This is a genomic window from Copranaerobaculum intestinale (assembly GCF_009831105.1).
In the GTDB taxonomy this organism is placed as follows: Bacteria; Bacillota_I; Bacilli_A; order Erysipelotrichales; family Erysipelotrichaceae; genus Copranaerobaculum; species Copranaerobaculum intestinale.
The window spans coordinates 362,540-382,959 of sequence record NZ_WUUQ01000002.1 but is presented as its reverse complement, the minus strand read 5'-3'; the positions used below and the strand labels follow the sequence as shown (position 1 = coordinate 382,959).

At 40.8% G+C, this 20,420-nt stretch carries 18 protein-coding genes; 1 reads left to right on the top strand and 17 read right to left on the bottom strand.

Annotated elements, in window-relative coordinates; genetic code table 11:
- Positions 1–102: 102 nt before the first annotated feature.
- The 14 genes from GSF08_RS06670 to GSF08_RS06605 form a co-directional block, all read right to left on the bottom strand.
- Positions 103–852, bottom strand: a complete 750-nt coding sequence (locus GSF08_RS06670; RefSeq protein ID WP_160625055.1) for a GNAT family N-acetyltransferase — start codon at positions 850–852, stop codon at positions 103–105.
- A 270-nt stretch (positions 853–1,122) separates the two neighbouring features.
- A complete protein-coding gene (locus GSF08_RS06665; protein WP_160625054.1) occupies positions 1,123–1,614 on the bottom strand; it encodes a YbaK/EbsC family protein in 492 nt (163 codons plus the stop codon).
- Between the two features lies 1 nt (position 1,615).
- Entirely contained in the window at positions 1,616–1,816 is a 201-nt protein-coding gene (locus tag GSF08_RS06660) for a hypothetical protein (RefSeq protein ID WP_160625053.1), read from the bottom strand.
- Positions 1,817–1,873: 57 nt separating this feature from the next.
- Positions 1,874–2,734, bottom strand: a complete 861-nt coding sequence (locus GSF08_RS06655) for a GNAT family N-acetyltransferase (protein WP_160625052.1) — start codon at positions 2,732–2,734, stop codon at positions 1,874–1,876.
- Positions 2,718–3,638, bottom strand: coding sequence for a DUF2156 domain-containing protein (locus GSF08_RS06650; protein WP_160625051.1), 921 nt, complete (start codon positions 3,636–3,638; stop codon positions 2,718–2,720). Before GSF08_RS06650 ends, GSF08_RS06655 begins: the two co-directional genes overlap by 17 nt.
- A gap of 103 nt (positions 3,639–3,741) precedes the next feature.
- On the bottom strand, positions 3,742–4,311 hold the full coding sequence (locus tag GSF08_RS06645) for a histidine phosphatase family protein (RefSeq protein WP_160625050.1): 570 nt from the start codon (positions 4,309–4,311) through the stop codon (positions 3,742–3,744).
- A 10-nt stretch (positions 4,312–4,321) separates the two neighbouring features.
- On the bottom strand, positions 4,322–7,393 hold the full coding sequence (gene dnaE / locus GSF08_RS06640; RefSeq protein ID WP_160625049.1) for a DNA polymerase III subunit alpha: 3,072 nt from the start codon (positions 7,391–7,393) through the stop codon (positions 4,322–4,324).
- A gap of 75 nt (positions 7,394–7,468) precedes the next feature.
- Entirely contained in the window at positions 7,469–8,581 is a 1,113-nt protein-coding gene (locus GSF08_RS06635) for a hypothetical protein (protein ID WP_160625048.1), read from the bottom strand.
- Positions 8,582–8,670: 89 nt separating this feature from the next.
- On the bottom strand, positions 8,671–10,341 hold the full coding sequence (locus tag GSF08_RS06630) for a CvpA family protein (protein ID WP_160625047.1): 1,671 nt from the start codon (positions 10,339–10,341) through the stop codon (positions 8,671–8,673).
- 1 nt (position 10,342) lies between these two features.
- On the bottom strand, positions 10,343–11,293 hold the full coding sequence (locus GSF08_RS06625; RefSeq protein ID WP_160625046.1) for a DHH family phosphoesterase: 951 nt from the start codon (positions 11,291–11,293) through the stop codon (positions 10,343–10,345).
- A 2-nt stretch (positions 11,294–11,295) separates the two neighbouring features.
- Positions 11,296–12,492: an acetate/propionate family kinase gene (locus GSF08_RS06620; RefSeq protein ID WP_160625045.1), complete on the bottom strand. Its 1,197-nt coding sequence runs from the start codon at positions 12,490–12,492 to the stop codon at positions 11,296–11,298.
- Positions 12,485–12,820, bottom strand: coding sequence for a YlxM family DNA-binding protein (ylxM, locus tag GSF08_RS06615; RefSeq protein WP_160625044.1), 336 nt, complete (start codon positions 12,818–12,820; stop codon positions 12,485–12,487). Before ylxM ends, GSF08_RS06620 begins: the two co-directional genes overlap by 8 nt.
- The gene (gene ftsY / locus GSF08_RS06610) at positions 12,813–13,787 is read right to left on the bottom strand and encodes a signal recognition particle-docking protein FtsY (RefSeq protein WP_160625043.1); all 975 of its coding nucleotides are present in this window, start codon (positions 13,785–13,787) and stop codon (positions 12,813–12,815) included. Before ftsY ends, ylxM begins: the two co-directional genes overlap by 8 nt.
- Position 13,788: 1 nt before the next feature.
- Complete coding sequence (locus GSF08_RS06605) at positions 13,789–16,728, bottom strand: chromosome segregation protein SMC (protein ID WP_160625042.1); 2,940 nt, start codon at positions 16,726–16,728, stop codon at positions 13,789–13,791.
- Positions 16,729–16,844: 116 nt separating this feature from the next.
- On the opposite strand from GSF08_RS06605, the gene trhA reads away from it, so the two are divergent.
- Positions 16,845–17,498 carry a PAQR family membrane homeostasis protein TrhA gene (trhA, locus tag GSF08_RS06600; RefSeq protein WP_160625041.1) on the top strand — a complete coding sequence of 218 codons (654 nt, stop codon included), beginning with the start codon at positions 16,845–16,847 and terminating at the stop codon, positions 17,496–17,498.
- A gap of 52 nt (positions 17,499–17,550) precedes the next feature.
- Here the strand turns inward: trhA and GSF08_RS06595 are convergent, their stop codons facing one another.
- The 3 genes from GSF08_RS06595 to GSF08_RS06585 all read right to left on the bottom strand — a co-directional run bounded on the left by GSF08_RS06595 (position 17,551) and on the right by GSF08_RS06585 (position 20,373).
- Positions 17,551–18,729, bottom strand: a complete 1,179-nt coding sequence (locus tag GSF08_RS06595; protein WP_160625040.1) for a hypothetical protein — start codon at positions 18,727–18,729, stop codon at positions 17,551–17,553.
- Between the two features lie 42 nt (positions 18,730–18,771).
- The gene (locus tag GSF08_RS06590) at positions 18,772–19,506 is read right to left on the bottom strand and encodes a C39 family peptidase (RefSeq protein WP_160625039.1); all 735 of its coding nucleotides are present in this window, start codon (positions 19,504–19,506) and stop codon (positions 18,772–18,774) included.
- Between the two features lie 180 nt (positions 19,507–19,686).
- Positions 19,687–20,373: a LytTR family DNA-binding domain-containing protein gene (locus tag GSF08_RS06585; RefSeq protein ID WP_160625038.1), complete on the bottom strand. Its 687-nt coding sequence runs from the start codon at positions 20,371–20,373 to the stop codon at positions 19,687–19,689.
- Between the last annotated feature and the right edge of the window lie 47 nt (positions 20,374–20,420).

The window sequence follows — 20,420 nt, the reverse complement described above, 5'->3', positions numbered from 1 at the left end:
TTTTTCAAAAGCATATGAAAATAATAAATTGCTTTATGGGATTTGGCTTCTGATTTCCACATTTAAAGACAGTCCATTTTGACTGTCTTGTTTATCAGTTGATCATACTCCCAACGTTTTCTTTAAAATATTCTCATTCATGAGCTGCACACCTAAAAATTCTCCATGATAGAAAACCGCCCAATTGTTGAAAATACCGGGCTCTGATTTTGCTTTCTGAAGTGAATCTATACAATGAAGATGAAGCGGAATCTGGTTAGCCTCGCAGTAGTTAGTAATCTGCATGATGCAGTTTACATGATACGGACACTGTTTACCATAATAGATCGTAAGCTCCTGCTGATCAATTTTCATCCGTCGCGCTGTTTCTTGAAAAGCCGGTTTGGTGCCATCAAATGACAAGGCCATTAACTCATAATCATCTTGTATGACGTCAACCGTTTCAAATCCTACCTTACTCAAGAATTTTTTATCACTTAGATACGGCTTTTTCTTCCTGGAACTGATTATGCAGATACCGGACTTTCCCTGTGTATGAGCATCCTCTATACAATCATCCATCAGTGCCTTTCCGTAACCCTTGCCCTTAAAAGATCCGGCTACCCATAAACAGTAAATATACAAATAGTTATCTCCGATAACCGGCACCCAAGCTTTTTCCAACGGTGCATATTCAATGAATATCTTTCCTTTTTCATCAAGTCTACGAAACACATGACCCTCATTAAGACGCTCTTTCATCCATTGTTTTTTAACATCTACCCCTGCCGCATGCTTTTTGTCCCCTATCGCACAGCACAGATGCTCCTGTTCGATATTATCCAATGTAATATTTATAAATTTACCTTCCATGTTTGCTCCCTCTGGTATCTTTCTTTATCAAAAGTATACCATGAAGGATATGACATCCCCTGTCATATTGTTAATAAATATGCAAATTATTCTTTACACTACGGATAGTTAATAGCTGCAAATTATCCACATGCCACATCGAGGCTTGCCTTACTTTTTTATCCGCAATCTTAATAAACGACAAAAGAAAACCTGTACTTATTCGGTAAAGCACATAATAAAAAGAAGTCTTCTCAAAAGACCCCTTCTTCAATTCATATAAATGATTCGTTATACTTCCGGCATCACATGAACATCATCCAGATAACGTACTTCATTTTCAACGTGTTCATAAACAGTTTTCAGGATATTGGGATCAAAAGACGCTGACTGAGTTGATATACCAGCGGAAATTATAATCTTATCCAACGTAAACAAATACGTGTCTACCAAAAAACCAACTTCCTTCGGATAGCAGAACGGCGCGGCACAGCCAGCCTCATATCCTGCTAATTCCATCAGTTCTTCCGGCGCGGCAATAGAAACCTTTTCTCCCAGCAGCTGTTTCATATATTTACGATCCATCCGCTGATCGCTTGTTGTAATCAAAAGGTAATATTTCCCCGATTTTGTCTTCATCAAGAGGCTTTTGCTTTCCACACCTTCAATATGATATTTCTCATCTACCATTGCCGCTGTTTCATAATCCAATACCGGTTCATGTTCATAAGGCTGATATTTCAGATTAAGCCGATCCAATAATTCATACGTTTCCAAATGCATGTTATTTTTCCTCCTTAAATATTTGAGGCTTTTCCACACGGCTATACAGAATACTTCCGCAGCCGCGGCAAATCATATGAACAACCTTACATCCTGTTAAGCCCATTTTTGAAGCAGATAAACTGCCCTGTCCCAGCTGATATCCAATGCCAATACTGGTATTTCCACAATAAGGACATTTTTCAATTTTTATCGGTTCCATTATAATGCCTCCTCTTTTCAACTATTATAACCTTTTAAGATGACCGGTTCAATATTTCTAAGCATTTTCATGCATAAACAACAGCGTATCCAAATTTTGAAAATAAGCAGATTCACATGGCTCCTCTAAATCCACCAGGGAAGCAAAACGCGGCCAATCATGAAATAAAAGCATTGTATAGGGGTCTCCATCATGATCACATATCTGCTGCTTCAGATTTCCAAATCGGCGTTGTGCCAGGGCAAGCAGCTTTGAACAAGCGTCCGCATCACCAAAGCATTCGGTTACCAGGTTATCTGCCTGCAGTTCCAAGGCCGCATAGGCTTTCATCACATCACCCTCATAGTAACCGATCAGTTGCCCTCCCTGAGCCTGTAGCTCTTCATGCAGCTCGATAAAGGACTGCTTTGTGCGCACGATCGTTCCCTCAAAGGATGCCATGGCATGATCATATAATTTCAAACAAGCTAAAAAATCAGGATCCCCCAGCCCTCCGGTTATCCTTGTATGTACTGATGAAAACGGTATTGTTTTCGTATGGTAATAGACCTGAAATCCAAAGGGTGTATAAAGCTTAGGATGATATGCCTGTATCATCGTTACCGTTTCTTCTCTTTTCGCATCATCCAGCGCATATTCCATGAGCCTTCGCATCAGTCCTTGTCCCTGATATTCAGGAAGGGTTGCGACTCCCAAAATCATCGAAGTAGGAACGTTGTGCTGATGAAAGCGAATCTCATGTTTCTGCCGCTGCAGCACAGCTTTGATGAGTCCTTGCTCCTTGATAACATACGTGATAGCCCGATCATAGAGTGATTGAAAATAATAATCGGTATATCCGCCGTCATCGTCAGCAAATAACTTTTTCCATATTTGATAAATCGCTTCTTTATCCTGCTTTTCAGCTAACGTAATCATTGATTTCACCACATTCACAGAACTGATATTTCTCAACCATAAATACCGGATGATATGCTTCCTTCGCTTTGCGGATATTCTCTTTTCCCATATCATCTTCCCGATTGACATATTCGCAGTCCAAATATTCCCGACTCAAAAATTCTTTGACCATTGCCTGATAAATTCCCCGAATGCGATCATCCCCCTTTTCGACATTCATTTGACACATGCGTTTGGAAAGCCGCGAACCGATCGCAAAAGCGCGAATTTCACCATCGATTCGAAGGATTCCTCCGCGTGCCGGCAGCTTATCCCACAGCTTCAGTACTCTTACCGTTCCGGCTTTTTCCTGCTGAAGAAACACATCTTCATCATCATCCTTCCATGTATGCAGAAAATCAATACATGCCAAAGCATTATCCGCATTCATCACTTCATATGTAAAACGGCCATCATATTCCTTATAAAAAGCATTTAAATGATTTCGTTTCTTTTGAAGTTTTTTACCGGAGAAGGTACGCAGCTTTTCACATTCATACACATAATCAAAGCTGTTTCGTACCGCACATACGTGATATCCAGGGACATATTGTGCGGCCATATCAATCTGCGGACGCGTGAAGCAGCTTAACCGAAACGGGCATCCATACCGATCGAAAATCTGCTTTGCGCAAAGAATCGCCTCTTTAAAATAGTTCTCCTCACACAGCGGCATATATAAAAACAGCTTTCGGTTGTGGATACCTAAAAGCAGTAAATAATGATCATTTACATACTTCCACAACGGATATACATCCATCCATAAAATCATATTGACAATATTATGATTGCTTTCTTCATATTTACTTTTGGCCAGAAAATTCATGATCATGGGAATATCATCCAAACTCACTGTTTCAAAATCCTTATCCAGTGAAACCATTCTATAACCCTCTTTCATATATTAGCATTATTATACTTGATTGCCAGTTTCTTGAAAAGCAATATGCCAAAAGGCATACATGCTGATCCATGAAAAAAATCCATTATGAAAATGGATTCTTAACAATTTGATCAGGATCGACCTGATAATGCACCGCTTCACAGTTGTGAATGATCAAGGAGCGCAGTGCTTTGGTTTCGGGAATACCCTCCATATAACATCGCAACGGGATGGCAATACCGCCGTGCGCTACCAATAAAATTTTATGACTTGGATACAGCTTTTTCAAATCATCCAGAAATGCATAAATACGGTCAAATACCATACGGGTGGATTCACCGTTTTCCGGACACAAATCCTGTTTCAAGTCCCAGAAGTCCCCGACCGGCATTGCTTTGACCAGCGTTCCTTCATAGCTTCCGAAATTACGTTCTTTCAAACGTTCATCACCCTTGATCTCCACGGCTTTATCAAGGCAGATGATCTTTGCAGTTTCATATGCTCGTAACAGCGGAGAAGCCAGCACCAGGTCAAATGATTCCTGATCCAGCTGCTGCTTGACTTGATATGCCTGCTCGATTCCAGTCTGATTCAAAGGGATATCGGTACTGCCTTGAATTCTGCCTTCTACATTCCAGTCCGTCTGACCATGACGCACATACCATATTTCCATACTTACCTCGCTATTCTGTTTCTATTTTTGATATTCGTTTTACCAAACAGCTATTTTCTCGATCGATGGTTCCCTCGACCATCAAATAGGTGCCCTTTACTAGTATGGCGCCGTTTGCCGCATAAATATTCGGCATGATGACAAGATCGAATTTGCCGGTTTCATCATTCACGGTCGCAAACAGCATCAGATCACCGTTTTTCGTACGATGCTGCCGTGTCTTTTCCACATGACAGATAAATTTAACCCAGCCGCGTTTCTGATTCAGCATGATCAGACCCGGAAGATTGGGATCAATACGAGCGCGCAGCTGAGAAATCGGATGAGAGCTTAGATAAAAGCCCAGCACTTCCTTTTCCTTTTCCGCACAAAGAAAACTGTTTTCTTTTAACGAATGCGGGGCTGGCTTGGATACCAAGTCAAAATCAATCATAATTTGATTCTCATCTTCAATCTTAACCAGATCACCATAACGAAACGCATCGTCCAGCGAAGCAATCAAGCTCGTGCGGTTCATTTTAAAATCATCCAATGCACCTGCATAAATCAGTGTTTCGACCAGCTTGCGGCTGATCCGGCAGGTGGTGATACGGGCCACAAAATCAAACACATCATCGTATTGGCCCTTTTCCTTTCGCTCTTTCAGCAGCTGCATGCATACCGAGGAGCCTACACCCTTAATTGCGGTAAGCGGAAAGCGCAGGGCCCGTTGTTCAATTTGATAACGATTGGTACTGTAATTAACCGAAGGCGGCAAAATCTGAATACCTCGTCTTCGCGCCTCAAACAAATATTCACTGGTCTTGGTTTCTGATCCGATTACACTGTTTAATAATGAACTGAAAAAATACAGCGGTGCATTGGCTTTCAGGTATGCCAGCTGATATACAAGCAGTGCATAAGCGACACTATGCGAACGGTTAAAGCCATAATTGGCGAATTTCATGATCATTTCATATACGTGCTCTGCCAGATTTTTTGAATAACCGCGCTTAACCGCACCATCAATAAACTCTTGCTGAAGAATTTTTAATTCATCACCGTGTTTCTTCGATATCGCCTTACGCATATTATCTGCCTTGGCCAGACTGAAGCCTGCCATGACCTGAGCAATTTGCATGATCTGTTCCTGATAGATCATAACCCCATAAGTATTCTGCAAGATCGGTTTCAGACTTGGATGCATATAGTCCACTTTTTCCGGATGAGCCCGCGCTTCCAGATAACGGGGAATGTTTTCCATGGGACCCGGCCGAAACAGCGCCAGCAAAGCCACGATATCCTCAAAATCACGCGGTTTCATCTTGCGGATCAAGTTCTTCATACCTTCACTTTCAAGCTGAAAAATACCCACTGTATCCACGGCCTGGATCACCTGAAAGGTACGGGCATCATCCAATGGGATTTTCATAATTTCCAGTTTCTTGGTACGACTTGCATTGATATCTGATACAATCTCATCAATTATCGTCAGATTTCGAAGTCCCAGAAAATCCATCTTAATCAAACCGAGTTCTTCTAAATATTCCATCGTGAACTGCGTAGCGCAAATATTTTCATCCACGTGAATCAGCGGGCATACATTTGTGATATCCGCATCCGCAAATACAATACCTGCCGCATGCTGAGACGCATGACGCGGCAAACCTTCCAATCGTTTGGATATCGCATACAGTCTGCGGTACTTTTCACTTGTATTGATCATCTGCTTAAAACGGGGAACATTTTCGTATGTATAATCAAGCGTTACCTTCGGCAGATTCGGTACCATTCGACAGAGCGCATCCACTTCCCGCGGCGGCACCTGAAGCGCCTTTCCGACATCCCGCAGTACCTGTTTAGCTGCCAGGGTATTAAAGGTGATGATATGCGCAACGTGATCATATCCATAATGTTCACGGACATATTCGATCACTTCATCCCGACGGTTATCCGGAAAATCGGTATCGATATCCGGCATGGAAATACGCTCGGGATTTAAAAACCGCTCAAACAATAAACCGTACTGAATCGGATCAATATGCGTGATTCCTAAGCAATAGGAGACGAGTGATCCGGCAGCGCTGCCTCGCCCCGGTCCAACATAAATATCTTTTGAACGGGCAAAGCGGATAAAATCCCAAACAATCAAAAAGTAATCTGCATAATGCATGGAGATGATGACATGCAGCTCGTAATGTAAACGATCCTGATACACTTTGGGAATCGGTTTCCCCTGCATACGTTTCAAGAGTCCCTTCTGACAAAGCTGAGTCAGATACATTTCACTGCTCACATGAAATTTATTATGAAACTGCGGAAGCTTTGCTTTTTCGAATTTCATATCAACCTGGCATGCATCCGCGATCACATCCGTCATTTTCAGATCGTCATCATCATACAGCTCGGTCATTTCTTCCGGGGTTCGAAAATAGCGATTCGGACTGTAATTCAAGGTCTTATCCTGCACACTGACACCCTGTTTGATCGCGCAAAGAGTTTGATAACTCTCCTCATCATCCGGTTCACCGAAATAAATCCGCGATAAAGCACAGGTTGGTATATTCAATTCTTTACATACTGATTTCAAATATTGATTCTTGATCTGCCAAAGTCCTGAATCATTGCGAGCGATACTCACCACAAATGATCGCGTAAGCGCACGGCAGGCAACTAAAAATTCTTTTAAGGTTTCACCCTCCTGCTTAATGATAAGTGATTCCAAATTGGTATCTGCACCCGCGGTCAAAAGAAAAACATCAGAACAGTATGGTTTTAATTCGTCTAGTGTAATGGTATTCTGAACCGTATTCAAATATGTTGATAATTTTAATAAGGATAAATAACCCTGATCATTTTTTGCGAGCAGAATAAATCGATATGGCTGTTCTTCCCAGCTAGCCTCCACTTCCATCGCAAACAGCGGTTTGATATCGGCATTCTTACAAGCATGATAAAAAGCCATGGCGCCATGCATTACCTTTTCATCGCAAAGCGTCACCGCACGATATCCATATTGTTTCGCAAGTGCTACGATATGTTCTACGCTCAGCGTACTCGATAATAAGGTATAACAGCTTCTGACATGAAGATGAACGCTCATGATATCACTTCCTATCTCTATTTTACCATAAAACAAATCTAATCTTACGCCGGAAGCAAAAAGATTGAGAATTTCTCAATCTTTCAAAATACCCAGATAATACCGCATGGAGTTAACAGAAGCCTGGCTCAATAAAATCTGATTCCCGTAAACCATTTCAATCCGATACGGCTGATCTGTTATATCCTGAAGCAGATAAGTATCGTTATCACGATAAGTATACAGTTTCAGTGAATGCGATGAGGTGTACAGCAGTTGATGTTTGTTGATTTGCCGAAATTCATGGGTGAGTTCTTCTTTAAAATCGTCATTTTTGACTTCTTTTCGCTGACGCTGTTTCAAATTCCAGTAACAAACACCATCTTCGGATTGCATCAATACATCGTTGTCAAAAATGGCAAGGATCTGTCCGGTGAAGGGAATTTCATATTGCTGAAATTTTTGATGCTCATAAATACCCAATTCCATGGATTTTTTCTTTTGATCCAGATACGTCACTTTATTTCCATACACGCGAAGCTGCGGTGTCATTTCACTGATGTTTGATATTTCATTTAACCGAGTCATAAAAGCATTGCGAACCATTGTAAGAGGGCCTTTATCATGTATTTCGTACAATGTCGGCACCATGTGATCTCCGGTGGGATACTGCAGCAGATACAGCTTATTATGATCAGCACGCAGATAGAAGCCAAGATCATCATGATTATGATTCCAGTTTAAAACGGGAATGCCGTTTTCAGTTAATTGCAGCTGATTGTCCAGATCACTAGATTCCTGCATCGTTCCAATCACCGCATAGGACATGCCCTGAAACATTTGATAGTCATAATACACTTTTTCCCCATCCCCCTCAAGGATGGTTTTCAGCGTTTTCTGCTTACGATCATACGCATAAACCGCCTTTGTCACAAAGGAAGTCAATGGTCTATTACCACTCGCATAATAAACATCCTGTCCCGAATTCCCAAATGTCGTATAGGTTGTAAAATACATCATTTCATCATCCATTTGAGTTATCTGGGTGTGATTATCCATGGACTCAAGTCCCGGCAGTTCAATTATCTTCATCGAATATCGGGTATCGTTAATTTGTTTAATCGTACGATCGGATTCTTTTTGACGATTCCCGCAGCCGCATATACAAAATGATAATAGAAGCAAGAAAATCATAGAACGTTTTTTCATACGATCACCTTCTTTATCTTCATTATAGGCGGTTCCCAATAAAATTACAAATTCTAGAAAAAAGCTCTTTTCAAAAGAGCTTTTCAAGTTTAATACTGCAAATCCAGATTATCAAATTTTTCCGCTAAAACAGTTTTTTCCTTAGATTTTTCATACGTGATTTTTACTTTTTGTCCGGGCTTCGTTAAGGCCAGCTCATTGCTTAGTTTGATCGGCACCACATAGAGATGATCATCACCCTCTAACGTAATATAGTACGTAGAGTTACCGTCCTTGATCGCTGTGTTGATTGAGGCAATGACGGCTGTACTGTCCGTTGTCGCCTTTTCTTCTTCAGCAACCTCATTGCCGGCATCGCGCAGCCGCTGAACATAGCTGTCACGTGCTTTGCCGACAGTATCGCCGACACCTACGGTCGAATAGTTTTCAACCGATACAAACGCATACTTTTTCACTAGTCCTGCCTGATCCTTCAAGGAAATGAAATACGTCGGACGATCTGCGATATTCAGCATGATCGGGAAGGTCGCGTTGTAGCGAAGATTCTGCACTTCTCCCTCGGCGCTTGACATCGCGCTCGCTTCATCAGCACCGTTTACTTTAAAGAAGTTTGCTTCCTTGGTCTTTAAATTAATAAGTGCAAAACCAACGATCGATTTATCTCCTCCGACAGATGTTACACCGGTAAATAAGTTCGTCTGTCCGTCGATGGTAACATAGTTATGCCCATCGGTAACCTTCAGCATATCCTTTTGCCCAAACAGCGTATTGAAATAACCATTGACATACAATCCCCAGTTTTCCAGCTGATTCAAAGCAAATTCAGACGGCTGTACCCGATCTACCCATTTCGGAACATCTTTCAGATCATACTTCTTCATATCACCGCTTACCGGATCCAGTAAAATCACACCATTTGCGCTGTTTCCGCCATAAAAACCAACTTCCTGATGGAAGGTAGAAATCACCCAATACGGTTTTCCCTCGTCATTTAATTCAAAGGAATAATCGGTGATCTGTTCCATGGGATAGGAAAAACGCACATGACGTTCCATATTTTGATTGAAATAAGCACTTGGGGCATATTTCATCCCCTTCTTCAATTCTACCAGCTCAACGTCATCCGGATCTGTGACATTTACTTTAATATATCCGGGGATGCCTTTGTCGTTGTTCTGGAACCATTTAAAGAAATCACGATATTCCAGCGGTGAAACCCGATACAGTTCACCCTTAACCGAAATCAGAGTATATTGATCGGATACTTCATACTGCGAGCCAAGCGCTGTTACCTGCCCCATTTTCTTATCACCGAGCTGTTTGGCAACATCATAATCGATCAACGGCACCTTGCTCATTTCAATGGTTTTGAAGTCTTTATCAAATTTAGCGGTTTCATCCATTTTCAGCTGTTTATGATAGTCCCCGCTGCGAAAAAACGCCGCACTGGCAACCGTTAGAACGATCATCACCAACACGATGATTCCACTGAGTGCACCTGCCAGCTTTCCGATCTTCGGCATATAGCCATGCGTCATGAATTCCAATCCGGCAAAGATCAGAAGATGAAATACAATATAGATGACTGATCCGTGATCGTGCAGATTTAAAACCGGGTGCGATACATAATAGGTAATGGCAAAGACCAGCAAGGTAATCACTACGGACAAAATATGTCCTTTAACCGAACTCAGCTTCGGCTTTGCCATATTCTGATATGTCTTTGGATCGAAAAATTGATCAAAATGATATACTTTCATATTATCCTTTCTTAATCCGGCGAAGCAGCTGCTGAAGCAGTGCTTCAATCATTGCCGGACTGAGCCGTTTCACACCGCAGGCCAGCTTATGCCCGCCGCCGTTAAATGCGTTGGCAATATCATTGATCGCTGTTTGCTTTGAGCGCAGCGAGCCTTGATAAAGCGGTTCGTTTTTATCACTTTCAGCCTGTTCAATAAACAGAGCCCAAACCTCAAATTCATCTACATTGCCCAGCGCATATACTTTTTCCTTTGCCTCATTGCGGGTCAGCCCAAATTGCTCGTAATCCTGAGCATGCAGAATGATATAAGCCAGATGACCATCCAGCAATTTATAGTGAGAACGGATAAACGTCTCAAACTGAAATTCTTTTAAGGTCTTAGAAAAATTTTCACGGTTGATGCGAGGAATATCTGCATGGCACTGAGCCAAATAAGCAGCTGCCAGCAATGTATCAGAAGTTGTAGATGCTATCGAAAATTGTAAAGTATCAGCAATCAAACCGCCGTACAGATAGTTTGCAGCAGTTGATGATAAAGGCCGGCCATCCTTTTGAAATAAGGATGCGAGTATTTCACAGGTTGCACCAGCAGTTTCTTTAACAATTTCAAGATCACCGAAATGCTCCACTTCAAGATGATGGTCCACCTTGATTTTTTTAGCAGCCAGCTGCCACCGGGCATCATCAATACGGGCAGCGTTTGCCGTATCCAGGATAATCGCCAAAGAGTTTGCAATCACTTCATCCGATACATCATCGATCGGCGGAAACAACTTTCCCTGTGAGCCCAGATCCTCACCCAATGCGTAAACCTGTTTATTGGGATACTGATCTAAAATCCAAGTTTTTAATCCAAACTGTGATCCAAGTGCGTCACTGTCCGCTCCGACATGGCGGAAAATGGTAATGACCTCACTCGCTTCGATCCATTTGAAAAACAGCTCTGACATTTTTAGCAACCTGACAAACGGTAAGCGTCACGGGCGATCATCAATTCCTCATTGGTCGGAATCAGCCATACCTGAACTTTACTATCGGGTGCTGAAAGCAACAGCTCCTCACCACGGCTTACACTGTTCAGCTCTTTATTTAATTTTACCCCGAGCGCACCTTCCAGCTTCGTACAAATTTTTTCTCTCATAACTACATCATTTTCGCCGATACCCCCGGTAAATACAATCGCGTCTAAACCGCCAAGCTGCGCGTAATAGCCGCCAACGGTATTGATTACACGGTTCACATACAAATTCTGAGTCAGGATCGCTCTTTCGTTTCCCGCTTTACATCCGTTTTCAATATCACGCGCATCGCTGGAAATACCACTCACCCCAAGCATTCCCGATTTTTTATTCATCATCGTATCCATTTCATCCGGTGTCATTCCCGTTTTCCGCATTAAAAACGGTACGATTGCAGGATCGATGTCACCACAACGGGTACCCATCATAATACCGGCAAGCGGTGTAAAGCCCATTGAGGTATTTACGGATTTGCCGCCATCTACGGCAGTAATGCTGGCACCGTTTCCTAAATGGCATGTGATGATCTTGGTATCTTTTAAATGCTTGTTCATCAATTCTGCACAGCGCTGTGAAACGTACATGTGTGAAGTACCGTGGAAGCCATAACGGCGTACTTTATACTGATCATAATACTCCATCGGAAGCGGATAAATATAAGAATCCGGCTCCATGGTCTGATGAAATGCAGTATCAAACACAAATGTATGTTTAATATTCGGCAGATTCTTTTTAAAAGCACGGTAGCCAACCAAACCGGCGGGATTATGTAGCGGTGCTAATTCCGACAGGCTTTCAAATTCCGCAACGACTTCTTCATCCACCAATACTGATTCTTTAAAGGTTTCCCCACCGTGCACAGCACGATGACCAGCTGCCGTAATCTCATCGAGAGATGTGACAATTCCATGTTCAACAAGTGCTTCCAAAAGCATCGAAACCGCTTTTTCATGATCTAAGATCGGACAGGTCGTCGTTTTCTTTTCACCGTTTACTTTAATTGTGAAAACCGCGTCTTCAAAACCGATACGCTCTACCAAACCACTGGTTAAAACCGTTTCTTCCGGCATGTTAAACAGCTGAAACTTCAAGGATGAACTTCCTGCATTTACTGCGATAATCTTACTCATAATTTCCTCCTGTGTCATCTAATGACTCTAATTGATCAATCAAATTAATTGCGGAACCAGTTACCTGTTTACGCAGCTTTTGATATAACTGATTGCGTTTCTTAAATTTTTGTACCAGGCCCAGCTTTTTTTCATAATCATACAGCACATGTTCACTTCGTTTAATCGCATCATTGACTGCACTTCGGGAAATATCATTATTCTCGGCAATTTCACTGAGTGAGAAATCCTCTTGATAATACAGTTTCATGATATCCCGCTGCTTTTCCGTCAACAATCCTTCATAGGCATCCATCAATTCATTGATTTCCTGTGTCTTTTCAATCATGATCTTCCAGCATACCTTCACAAAGACTGTACAGATAGGACTGCAGATCAAACGGACGCAGATCATCCGGATGTTCGCCAAGACCGATGAACTTCACCGGCAAACCTAACTGATCACGAATGGCAAAGACAATACCGCCCTTGGCAGTCCCGTCCAGCTTGGTCAAAATGATTCCAGTGACAGCTGTTGTTTCTAAGAATACCTGTGCTTGTGATATTCCGTTTTGACCGGTTGTCGCATCAATGACCAGCCACACCTCATGCGGTGCACCATCAATTTCACGTCCAACTACCCGCTTCATCTTTTCCAGCTCTTTCATCAGATTTGCCTTGTTCTGAAGCCGTCCGGCAGTATCACCAATCAAATAATCTGCTTTTTCTTCCAGTGCATAGCGGCATGCATCAACCAGTACGGCGCTGGGATCACCGCCCTCGCGGCCTTTGATACATGGCACGTTAAGCCGATCCGCCCACATTGCAAGCTGATCGACTGCTCCGGCTCGAAATGTATCCGCAGCCGCCAGCACCACTTTCTTTCTCTGCTCCTGATACAGTTTGGTCAATTTTGCGGTCGTCGTCGTTTTGCCGCTGCCGTTGACCCCGACCATCAGCACAACAGTCGGGCCGTTCTCATTCACATGATCATCACACGTTCCTGCTTCTTCATACATTTCCGCCATGACTTCAATCAGACATTCACTGATTTCATCAAATTTCTTTAGTTTTTCATCCATGGCACGGGTTTCTACCCGTTCAATAATTTTTTCTGCGGTACGTATACCAATATCCGCTTCCAGCAGCACAATCATTAACTCTTCTAAGAATTCTTCATTAACTCCGGTAAAATTCAGTGCCAAATTACGAATCCGTTGGGAAAATGAGCGCCGTGATTTATCGAGACCGCTTAAATAGCGATCCTGATCATCCTTGCCTGCAAAGGCCTGTTTCAGTTTTGAAAAAATACCCATATTAAGCTGCCTCCTTCGGTCGATCAATCATTTCGATGGCATCCTGCAATTTTACTCGCAGCAGCTGTGACACACCGTTTTGCTGCATCGTAACACCATACAAAGAATCGCACTGCGCCATTGTTCCAGGGCGATGTGTTACTACGATAAACTGACTCTCCCCGCGAAACTGGGCAATGTATTTCGCAAAACGCTCAACATTCGCCTGATCCAGCGCCGCTTCTACCTCATCAAAGATACAGAGCGGAATCGTACGAGCCTTCAAAATGGAAAATAAGACACAAATTGCAATCAAGCTCTTTTCTCCACCGGAGAATAAGCGAATATTGCGAACGCTTTTACCCGGCGGCTGCACGTCAATATCAATGCCGGTATTCAGTACATCCTGCGGGTCAACCATAAACAACCGAGCTTTGCCGCCGCCAAACAATGCCCGAAAGACATCATTTAACTCTGCGTTGATTTTATCAAACATCTCTTTAAATTGAATGACCATCGATTGATCCATTTCATCAATGGCATCCAGAATCTTAGCCCGAGCTGCCTCCAAATCCGCTTTTTGAGACTGCAGAAATTCAAAGCGTTCAGATACTTCTGCATATTCCTGCGGAGCATCCAGATTCACGTTGCCAAGCGCCGCAATTTCACTGCGAAGTCGAGATACATCCGCCCTTGCCTGCTCCATATCCTCCATTTCCTGTTTCAGCGTCTGTGCGTATTCAAAGGTCATTTCATAATTACCGCTCAAACGTTCTAATGCATTATCCAGTTTAGCTTCCGCCTTCGCTTTATCAATATCCACTTCTCTTTCTTCATTTTGAAGAATGTTCAAATCACGGCGCAGCTCACGTATTTGCATTTCCTGCCGATCGACTTCCGCTCCGGCTTTTACTCGCCGATCCCGCTTCTCGTTAATCGCTTTTGTGATGTCATCGCGCCGCGAATACATATCCGATAATTTGATGACAATATCATCTTCCATACTGACCGCATCCAGCTCCATATCCTTCGGTGCAATCTGTTCATAATCAATTTTTAAGCGATCAAGCTTCGCTCGTTTCGCATCTACGATCGGCTGAAGCTGCGCCAATGCTATTTGCAGCTGTACCAGCTGATTTGCCTGCGATTCCCGTTTGGACTGCAGGGCTGTCTGCCGCGCATCCAACTCCTGTACCTTGAGCGTGTGCTGCTCCAGCGATTCCTTAACCGTTTCCAATTCTCTGCGGATTGTTAACGGTGAGGAATTATCTCTTATGTGCCCACCGGTCATGGATCCGCCGCGATGCACGATATCTCCTTCCACTGTGATGATTTTATATTGAAATTTTAACGTTTTGGCCAATTCATTCGCATTGATCAAATTATCACAGACGATCACATTACCCAGCAGTGAATCACGGACAGTATCAAAAATTGGATCATTGTCGACAAATTCATTAGCGGTTCCAAGAAAACCGGCAGAATGCTCCGCAAGCGTTCTTGAATCATGATTTAAAGAACGTGGCCGCAGCACAGATATCGGCAAAAAGGTCGCCCTGCCGCTATGATTCTTTTTCAAAAATGTAATCGCATGACGTGCCGCTGTTTCATCTTCTGTTACGATGTGATACATCGCTCCGCCCAAGGCATTGGTAATTGCCAGTTCATAAGACTCATGCGGAATGATGATTTGTGACATAACACCTAAAACCCCATGCAGGGAACGCTGCGCATCCATGATCGCTTTTACCCCCTGCTGATGATTAAACGGCTGACGCATTAGATTTTCCAAGACCTCTTTACGGTTATTCAATTTATTTAAGTAATTTCGTGCCTGTAATGCTTCCTGATTGCAAAAAGAAACCTGATTTTCCAGCTCACTAACCTGCTTCCTGGTTAATTCCAGATCACTCTGCATATCCATATAACGCTTCTGACGATCTTTATATTCATAATCTGCTTCTTCCAGCATCTTTTTTAATTCTTTGGCTTTATCGAGATTGCTCGCATATTCCATTGCGTATTTTCGCTTTTCATCCAGTTCCGCTTTTCTGGCTTCCAGCATATTCATCTCATTCATGACCTTCATCAGATCACCCTGCAGCCGGTTCACTTCCTGATCCAGCTGCGAGATTTCCTTTTTCAGTTCCATATTCTTTAAATCCTGAACCTGAATGGTCGTTTCATGCATGGCTTTCTGTGAATCTAAATCAAATGATTTCTTTTTCAATATCTCAATCTTATTCTGAAGATTTTCTATTTCATCACAGATAACACTGACTTCAATGGTTTCCAACTGTGCTTTTTTCTCTAAATACAGCTCAGCCTTTTTCGCCTGACGTTTCAGCGGATTCACCTGCCGCTCCAATTCGAGAATAATATCTTCTAGGCGCAAAAGATTTTCCTGAGTCCGATTCAGCTTATTGAGAGAATCATTTTTACGCTTCTTATATTTTGCCACGCCGGCTGCTTCTTCAAACAAAGCCCGCCGGTCTTCCGGCTTTGCTTCCGCAAAGCTGGAGATATTCCCCTGCGATATGATAGAAAGCGAATCCTTTCCCAAACCGGTATCCATTACCAAATTCAAAATATCCTTTAGGCGGCATGGTGTCTGATTGATAAAATACTCACCTTCACCACTGATTCGATGCAGTCGACGGGTTACCTCCACCTCTTCATAATCAATGTTTAAAAAATGCTTGCTGTTATCAAATACCAGCGTAACCTCTGCCATATTCACCGCTTTACGCTGTTGCGAACCGCTGAAAATCACATCGCTCATACTGCTTCCACGAAGCGATTTTACACTCTGTTCTCCAAGCACCCAACGTATCGCATCATTGATATTACTCTTGCCGCATCCATTCGGACCGACAATTCCAATCACATCGGAATCAAAGGTAATAACCGATTTATCGGCAAAGGATTTAAACCCCTGTAATTCTATTCTTTTTAAAAACATAAACCGCCATCCTTCCGCGTTTTTTATAAGATTGCGTCCTTTTTATTATAGCATAAACCGGTTGGTATTTAAAAGATATTGTGATAGAATAGGGACTATTAAAAGGAGGTACGTTCATGCGTGAAAATGCCTTAAAAAAAATATATGAAGTTACGATGAATGAGGAGGCGGCAAATGCCGGAACCCATATCGTGATGAGTCTGCTTTGTTTGATTGCATTACCGATCACGGCGGTATACTCCTATAATATCGGTGGTGTAGAACGCGCGATTGGTACATCTATCTTCATCATTTGCCTGTTTCTGATGTTTACCGGTTCTGCTTTCTATCACATTACTCCTTTTCATACTCAACAGAAATTTATCGGGAGAATCTTCGATCACATCTTTATTTATTTTGCGATAGCGGGTACATATACACCAATTGCACTTTGTTTGATCAAGGGATGGGAAGGACTATTGATTCTCATCATTCAATGGACAACTGTACTGATAGGCATCTTCTATAAAATATTTGCGAAGAAATCCATGCCGATTATATCCGTTGGTATTTATTTGATCATGGGCTGGTCTGCCGTATTCTTTCTTCCAACCCTGCTGAAAAATGCTTCACCGCTGTTTTTGGGATTAATTGTATTAGGCGGCGTGCTGTATTCAATCGGTGTATATTTCTATTCCAAGAAAGAGAAAAAATATTATCATGCGATCTGGCATATTTTTATCAATCTGGCCAGTATTTCTCACTTTATCGCTGTTGTATTCTATATGTAAAAAAGGCCATTTCTAATGATAGGAATGGTCTTAACAGTATATATAAATTTTATTATGCCTTTATTTTAAAGGTAAAACGATAATACATATTATTGATAAAGCAAAGAATACTTTCGCCATCCGTCTTAAAAAACGGAAAAGATTGATTACGGTTTGGGATATCAATTTTCATTTTCTTGTAATATCCATCTTCCAATTTAATAGCATACGTTTCTTCCGTTAAAGAATAGGGACTACTATAATTATATAATATGACATTATCTGGCAAAGATTGAAAATTATAATATTGCCCTTCCTCCCATTCCGAAAGCTGCATCATTTTTTTTGATTCTAAATTAAACAAAAACAAACCGCCTTTATTTCGTCCGTAAACATATTTATCTTGGTATCCCAAAATTTCCATATCACCCTTGCCAAGAATTGTTTTACGAAGCTTTTTTGTCTTTCGTGAATAATCATAAAAATTGTACTCAAATTGTTTTTTCTTTTTCGTTGCGGTAAAGAAACCAATAGAACCCTTTTGATTGTCAAAAATCAAATCATAGTCAGTAAATTCCCCCTCTCCATTATATCGAAATCCCTTGGTCAGCTTAGATGTAGTACTAAATATAGTTTTTATTTTACCATTTTTATATACTTGAAAACTTAACACATTTTGATTTTCTACATACGGAGATACATCAGCTTCTACCGTTTTCATATCATGTGATAAGAAGTATGCTTCATCTCCAAACATATAAAATAATGGTGCACGATAATAAATATCAATATTACTTTCGAATAGTTCCTCCTGTTTACCGTCTTTGGCTTTCCAAATGCTTGCTATAACTGGTGGAAAATCGTCTGCCTTGGCATGGGACATTGCAGAATATATGATAGCATCTTTATCTTGGAAAATGCTGAACAATCGAGCAACATGACTGTGATCTAGTTCTAATTGTTCAATCGTATTTGATCTAAGATCATACGTATACAAATTTTCAGTTGACCAAAGATTATTATCTGTCTTGATGAATGATTCCAAATAAAGTTTTCCCTTTACAAAACCGATATCATCCATCTTTGTCATATCCATATTATTTACCTTTTCGATTGGAGAAAAGCTATACTCAGCAAACGCAACTTCTTTTGCTTTCCATACATCCGGTTCTTTGTTATAATAGCAACCATCCATAATCAAGGAACATAAAATACTTAATACGACCATAGAATATTTTGATATTTTTATCATTTCAGTCTCCTCGATCAGTAAGAAAGAAGCATAGCTTCTCTCTTACCAAATGTAATATCCTGTATTATCATTAACTGCTTTGACCATATTGGTAACACTAATTTCATGCTTACCATATGCACTGCTAATATATTTATATGGATCTAAATAACTAACATAACTTTCACCTGTTGATCCAAACGTATTATATCGATATCCATATCCAACGACATAATGCGGTGTTTTCCCGGTAATTGGATAACCCGTTTTCAATAAGCCAGCATTAGGATTATAAATCAGAGGATAACCCGCATCTATATCAACTGTTGTGGCATTACCCAATGCATATCCACTCGTTAATTGTGCTTCATAAGACGCTCCTGTATGTGCGCGCAAAGTTTTTGCAACTCCGCCAACAGTGTACCCTGCTCCAATTTCATTAATAAGCGTACCTTGAGATATCTTTGTTCCAGTTAAATAGTAAATAACCATTTGGGCACTTGCGGCAGAACACCAATAATCTGTTTCTTGTGGGAAAAGCGTAACATTCAAATATTTAGAAGCACCAACTCGCATCAATGCTCTCGTCTTCATATATGAATCAGCAGCTGCGATTTTTCCCTCTCGTTGCTTCACTCTATCTTGATTGTAGTAATCAGGATCATTTAAATATTGTTCATAACTATCATATCCATCTGGATAATTTGTTGCATCATAATCATCGTTCGCAAAAACCGGAGATAAGGTTAATCCAAATACACAGAAGATACTCAAAAAGTAAGAAATAATTTTTTTCATCTGACATCGCTCCTTTCATTATTACTTACATTATCAAAAGAAAAGAAACCATGATCATCATAACCCTTTTTACATGTCTATCTTTGATTTCATTATAAAATTCATATATAGAAATGCAATAGAATGCGCATGAATGGTCTTTAGATTAAGCGAATGGTCAAATTATAAGAAAAATTTCTCTTATCTGGTAGTTAATCTATTTAATTCCTCCTCCAAATATTTTTTTCTGCGCCTGCTAATTTCAAAACGTTCTTTATTAGTCAGAATAACATATATATCTTCAATTTTATCCACATAAAGATCATTGATAATTACACTGCGGTTAATTTCAAACATATGAGGATAATTCATTCCCATTATTTCTGATATGCTTCCTACAAATTCATCACAATCTCCATTCATCTGTTTTACTCGAACTTTATGTAACTGCTTTTCAAAATAAAGGATATTTTTTATTTCAATACATTTCTCAATACCTCTTGTATGATAGTAAAATAGTCTTAATATAGATGTATGATTCTCTATTATATTTTTTAATATATTTTTATATTGAAGAACATTTCCCCATTGACAAAAATATATCGGATAATAAAACAAGAACATATTCACAATTTGAAAATCATTTGTGAACATTATAAATTTCATAGCATGATATTTCTTCCTCAATATTCTGATCAACATTAATAAGTTACTACTTTTATAAATATCTGCATCTATAACGAAACAAACACAGTCATCTAAATTCATAGTAGATAATTTAGAATCTATAACCGAAAAATGCAATATGTTTACTTTATAGCTATCAGATATCCATTCTAGTTTTCTATACTTTTCAGTACCTGAAAGGATAATCATAAATTCTTCCATTCCAGAATGCCCCCTATGTTAAGTATTCTATATGAACATCATAATTT

Excerpts from the sequence above, each read along its gene's own strand:
- GSF08_RS06625 (WP_160625046.1), bottom strand. The coding sequence starts at position 11,293 with ATGTCAGAGCTGTTTTTCAAATGGATCGAAGCGAGTGAGGTCATTACC.
- ftsY (WP_160625043.1), bottom strand. The coding sequence starts at position 13,787 with ATGGGTATTTTTTCAAAACTGAAACAGGCCTTTGCAGGCAAGGATGAT.
- GSF08_RS06670 (WP_160625055.1), bottom strand. The coding sequence starts at position 852 with ATGGAAGGTAAATTTATAAATATTACATTGGATAATATCGAACAGGAG.
- GSF08_RS06605 (WP_160625042.1), bottom strand. The coding sequence starts at position 16,728 with ATGTTTTTAAAAAGAATAGAATTACAGGGGTTTAAATCCTTTGCCGAT.
- GSF08_RS06635 (WP_160625048.1), bottom strand. The coding sequence starts at position 8,581 with ATGAAAAAACGTTCTATGATTTTCTTGCTTCTATTATCATTTTGTATA.
- GSF08_RS06650 (WP_160625051.1), bottom strand. The coding sequence starts at position 3,638 with ATGGTTTCACTGGATAAGGATTTTGAAACAGTGAGTTTGGATGATATT.
- GSF08_RS06660 (WP_160625053.1), bottom strand. The coding sequence starts at position 1,816 with ATGGAACCGATAAAAATTGAAAAATGTCCTTATTGTGGAAATACCAGT.
- GSF08_RS06590 (WP_160625039.1), bottom strand. The coding sequence starts at position 19,506 with ATGAAAAAAATTATTTCTTACTTTTTGAGTATCTTCTGTGTATTTGGA.
- GSF08_RS06620 (WP_160625045.1), bottom strand. The coding sequence starts at position 12,492 with ATGAGTAAGATTATCGCAGTAAATGCAGGAAGTTCATCCTTGAAGTTT.
- GSF08_RS06645 (WP_160625050.1), bottom strand. The coding sequence starts at position 4,311 with ATGGAAATATGGTATGTGCGTCATGGTCAGACGGACTGGAATGTAGAA.
- dnaE (WP_160625049.1), bottom strand. The coding sequence starts at position 7,393 with ATGAGCGTTCATCTTCATGTCAGAAGCTGTTATACCTTATTATCGAGT.
- trhA (WP_160625041.1), top strand. The coding sequence starts at position 16,845 with ATGCGTGAAAATGCCTTAAAAAAAATATATGAAGTTACGATGAATGAG.
- GSF08_RS06665 (WP_160625054.1), bottom strand. The coding sequence starts at position 1,614 with ATGCATTTGGAAACGTATGAATTATTGGATCGGCTTAATCTGAAATAT.
- GSF08_RS06585 (WP_160625038.1), bottom strand. The coding sequence starts at position 20,373 with ATGGAAGAATTTATGATTATCCTTTCAGGTACTGAAAAGTATAGAAAA.
- GSF08_RS06630 (WP_160625047.1), bottom strand. The coding sequence starts at position 10,341 with ATGAAAGTATATCATTTTGATCAATTTTTCGATCCAAAGACATATCAG.
- GSF08_RS06595 (WP_160625040.1), bottom strand. The coding sequence starts at position 18,729 with ATGATAAAAATATCAAAATATTCTATGGTCGTATTAAGTATTTTATGT.
- ylxM (WP_160625044.1), bottom strand. The coding sequence starts at position 12,820 with ATGATTGAAAAGACACAGGAAATCAATGAATTGATGGATGCCTATGAA.
- GSF08_RS06655 (WP_160625052.1), bottom strand. The coding sequence starts at position 2,734 with ATGATTACGTTAGCTGAAAAGCAGGATAAAGAAGCGATTTATCAAATA.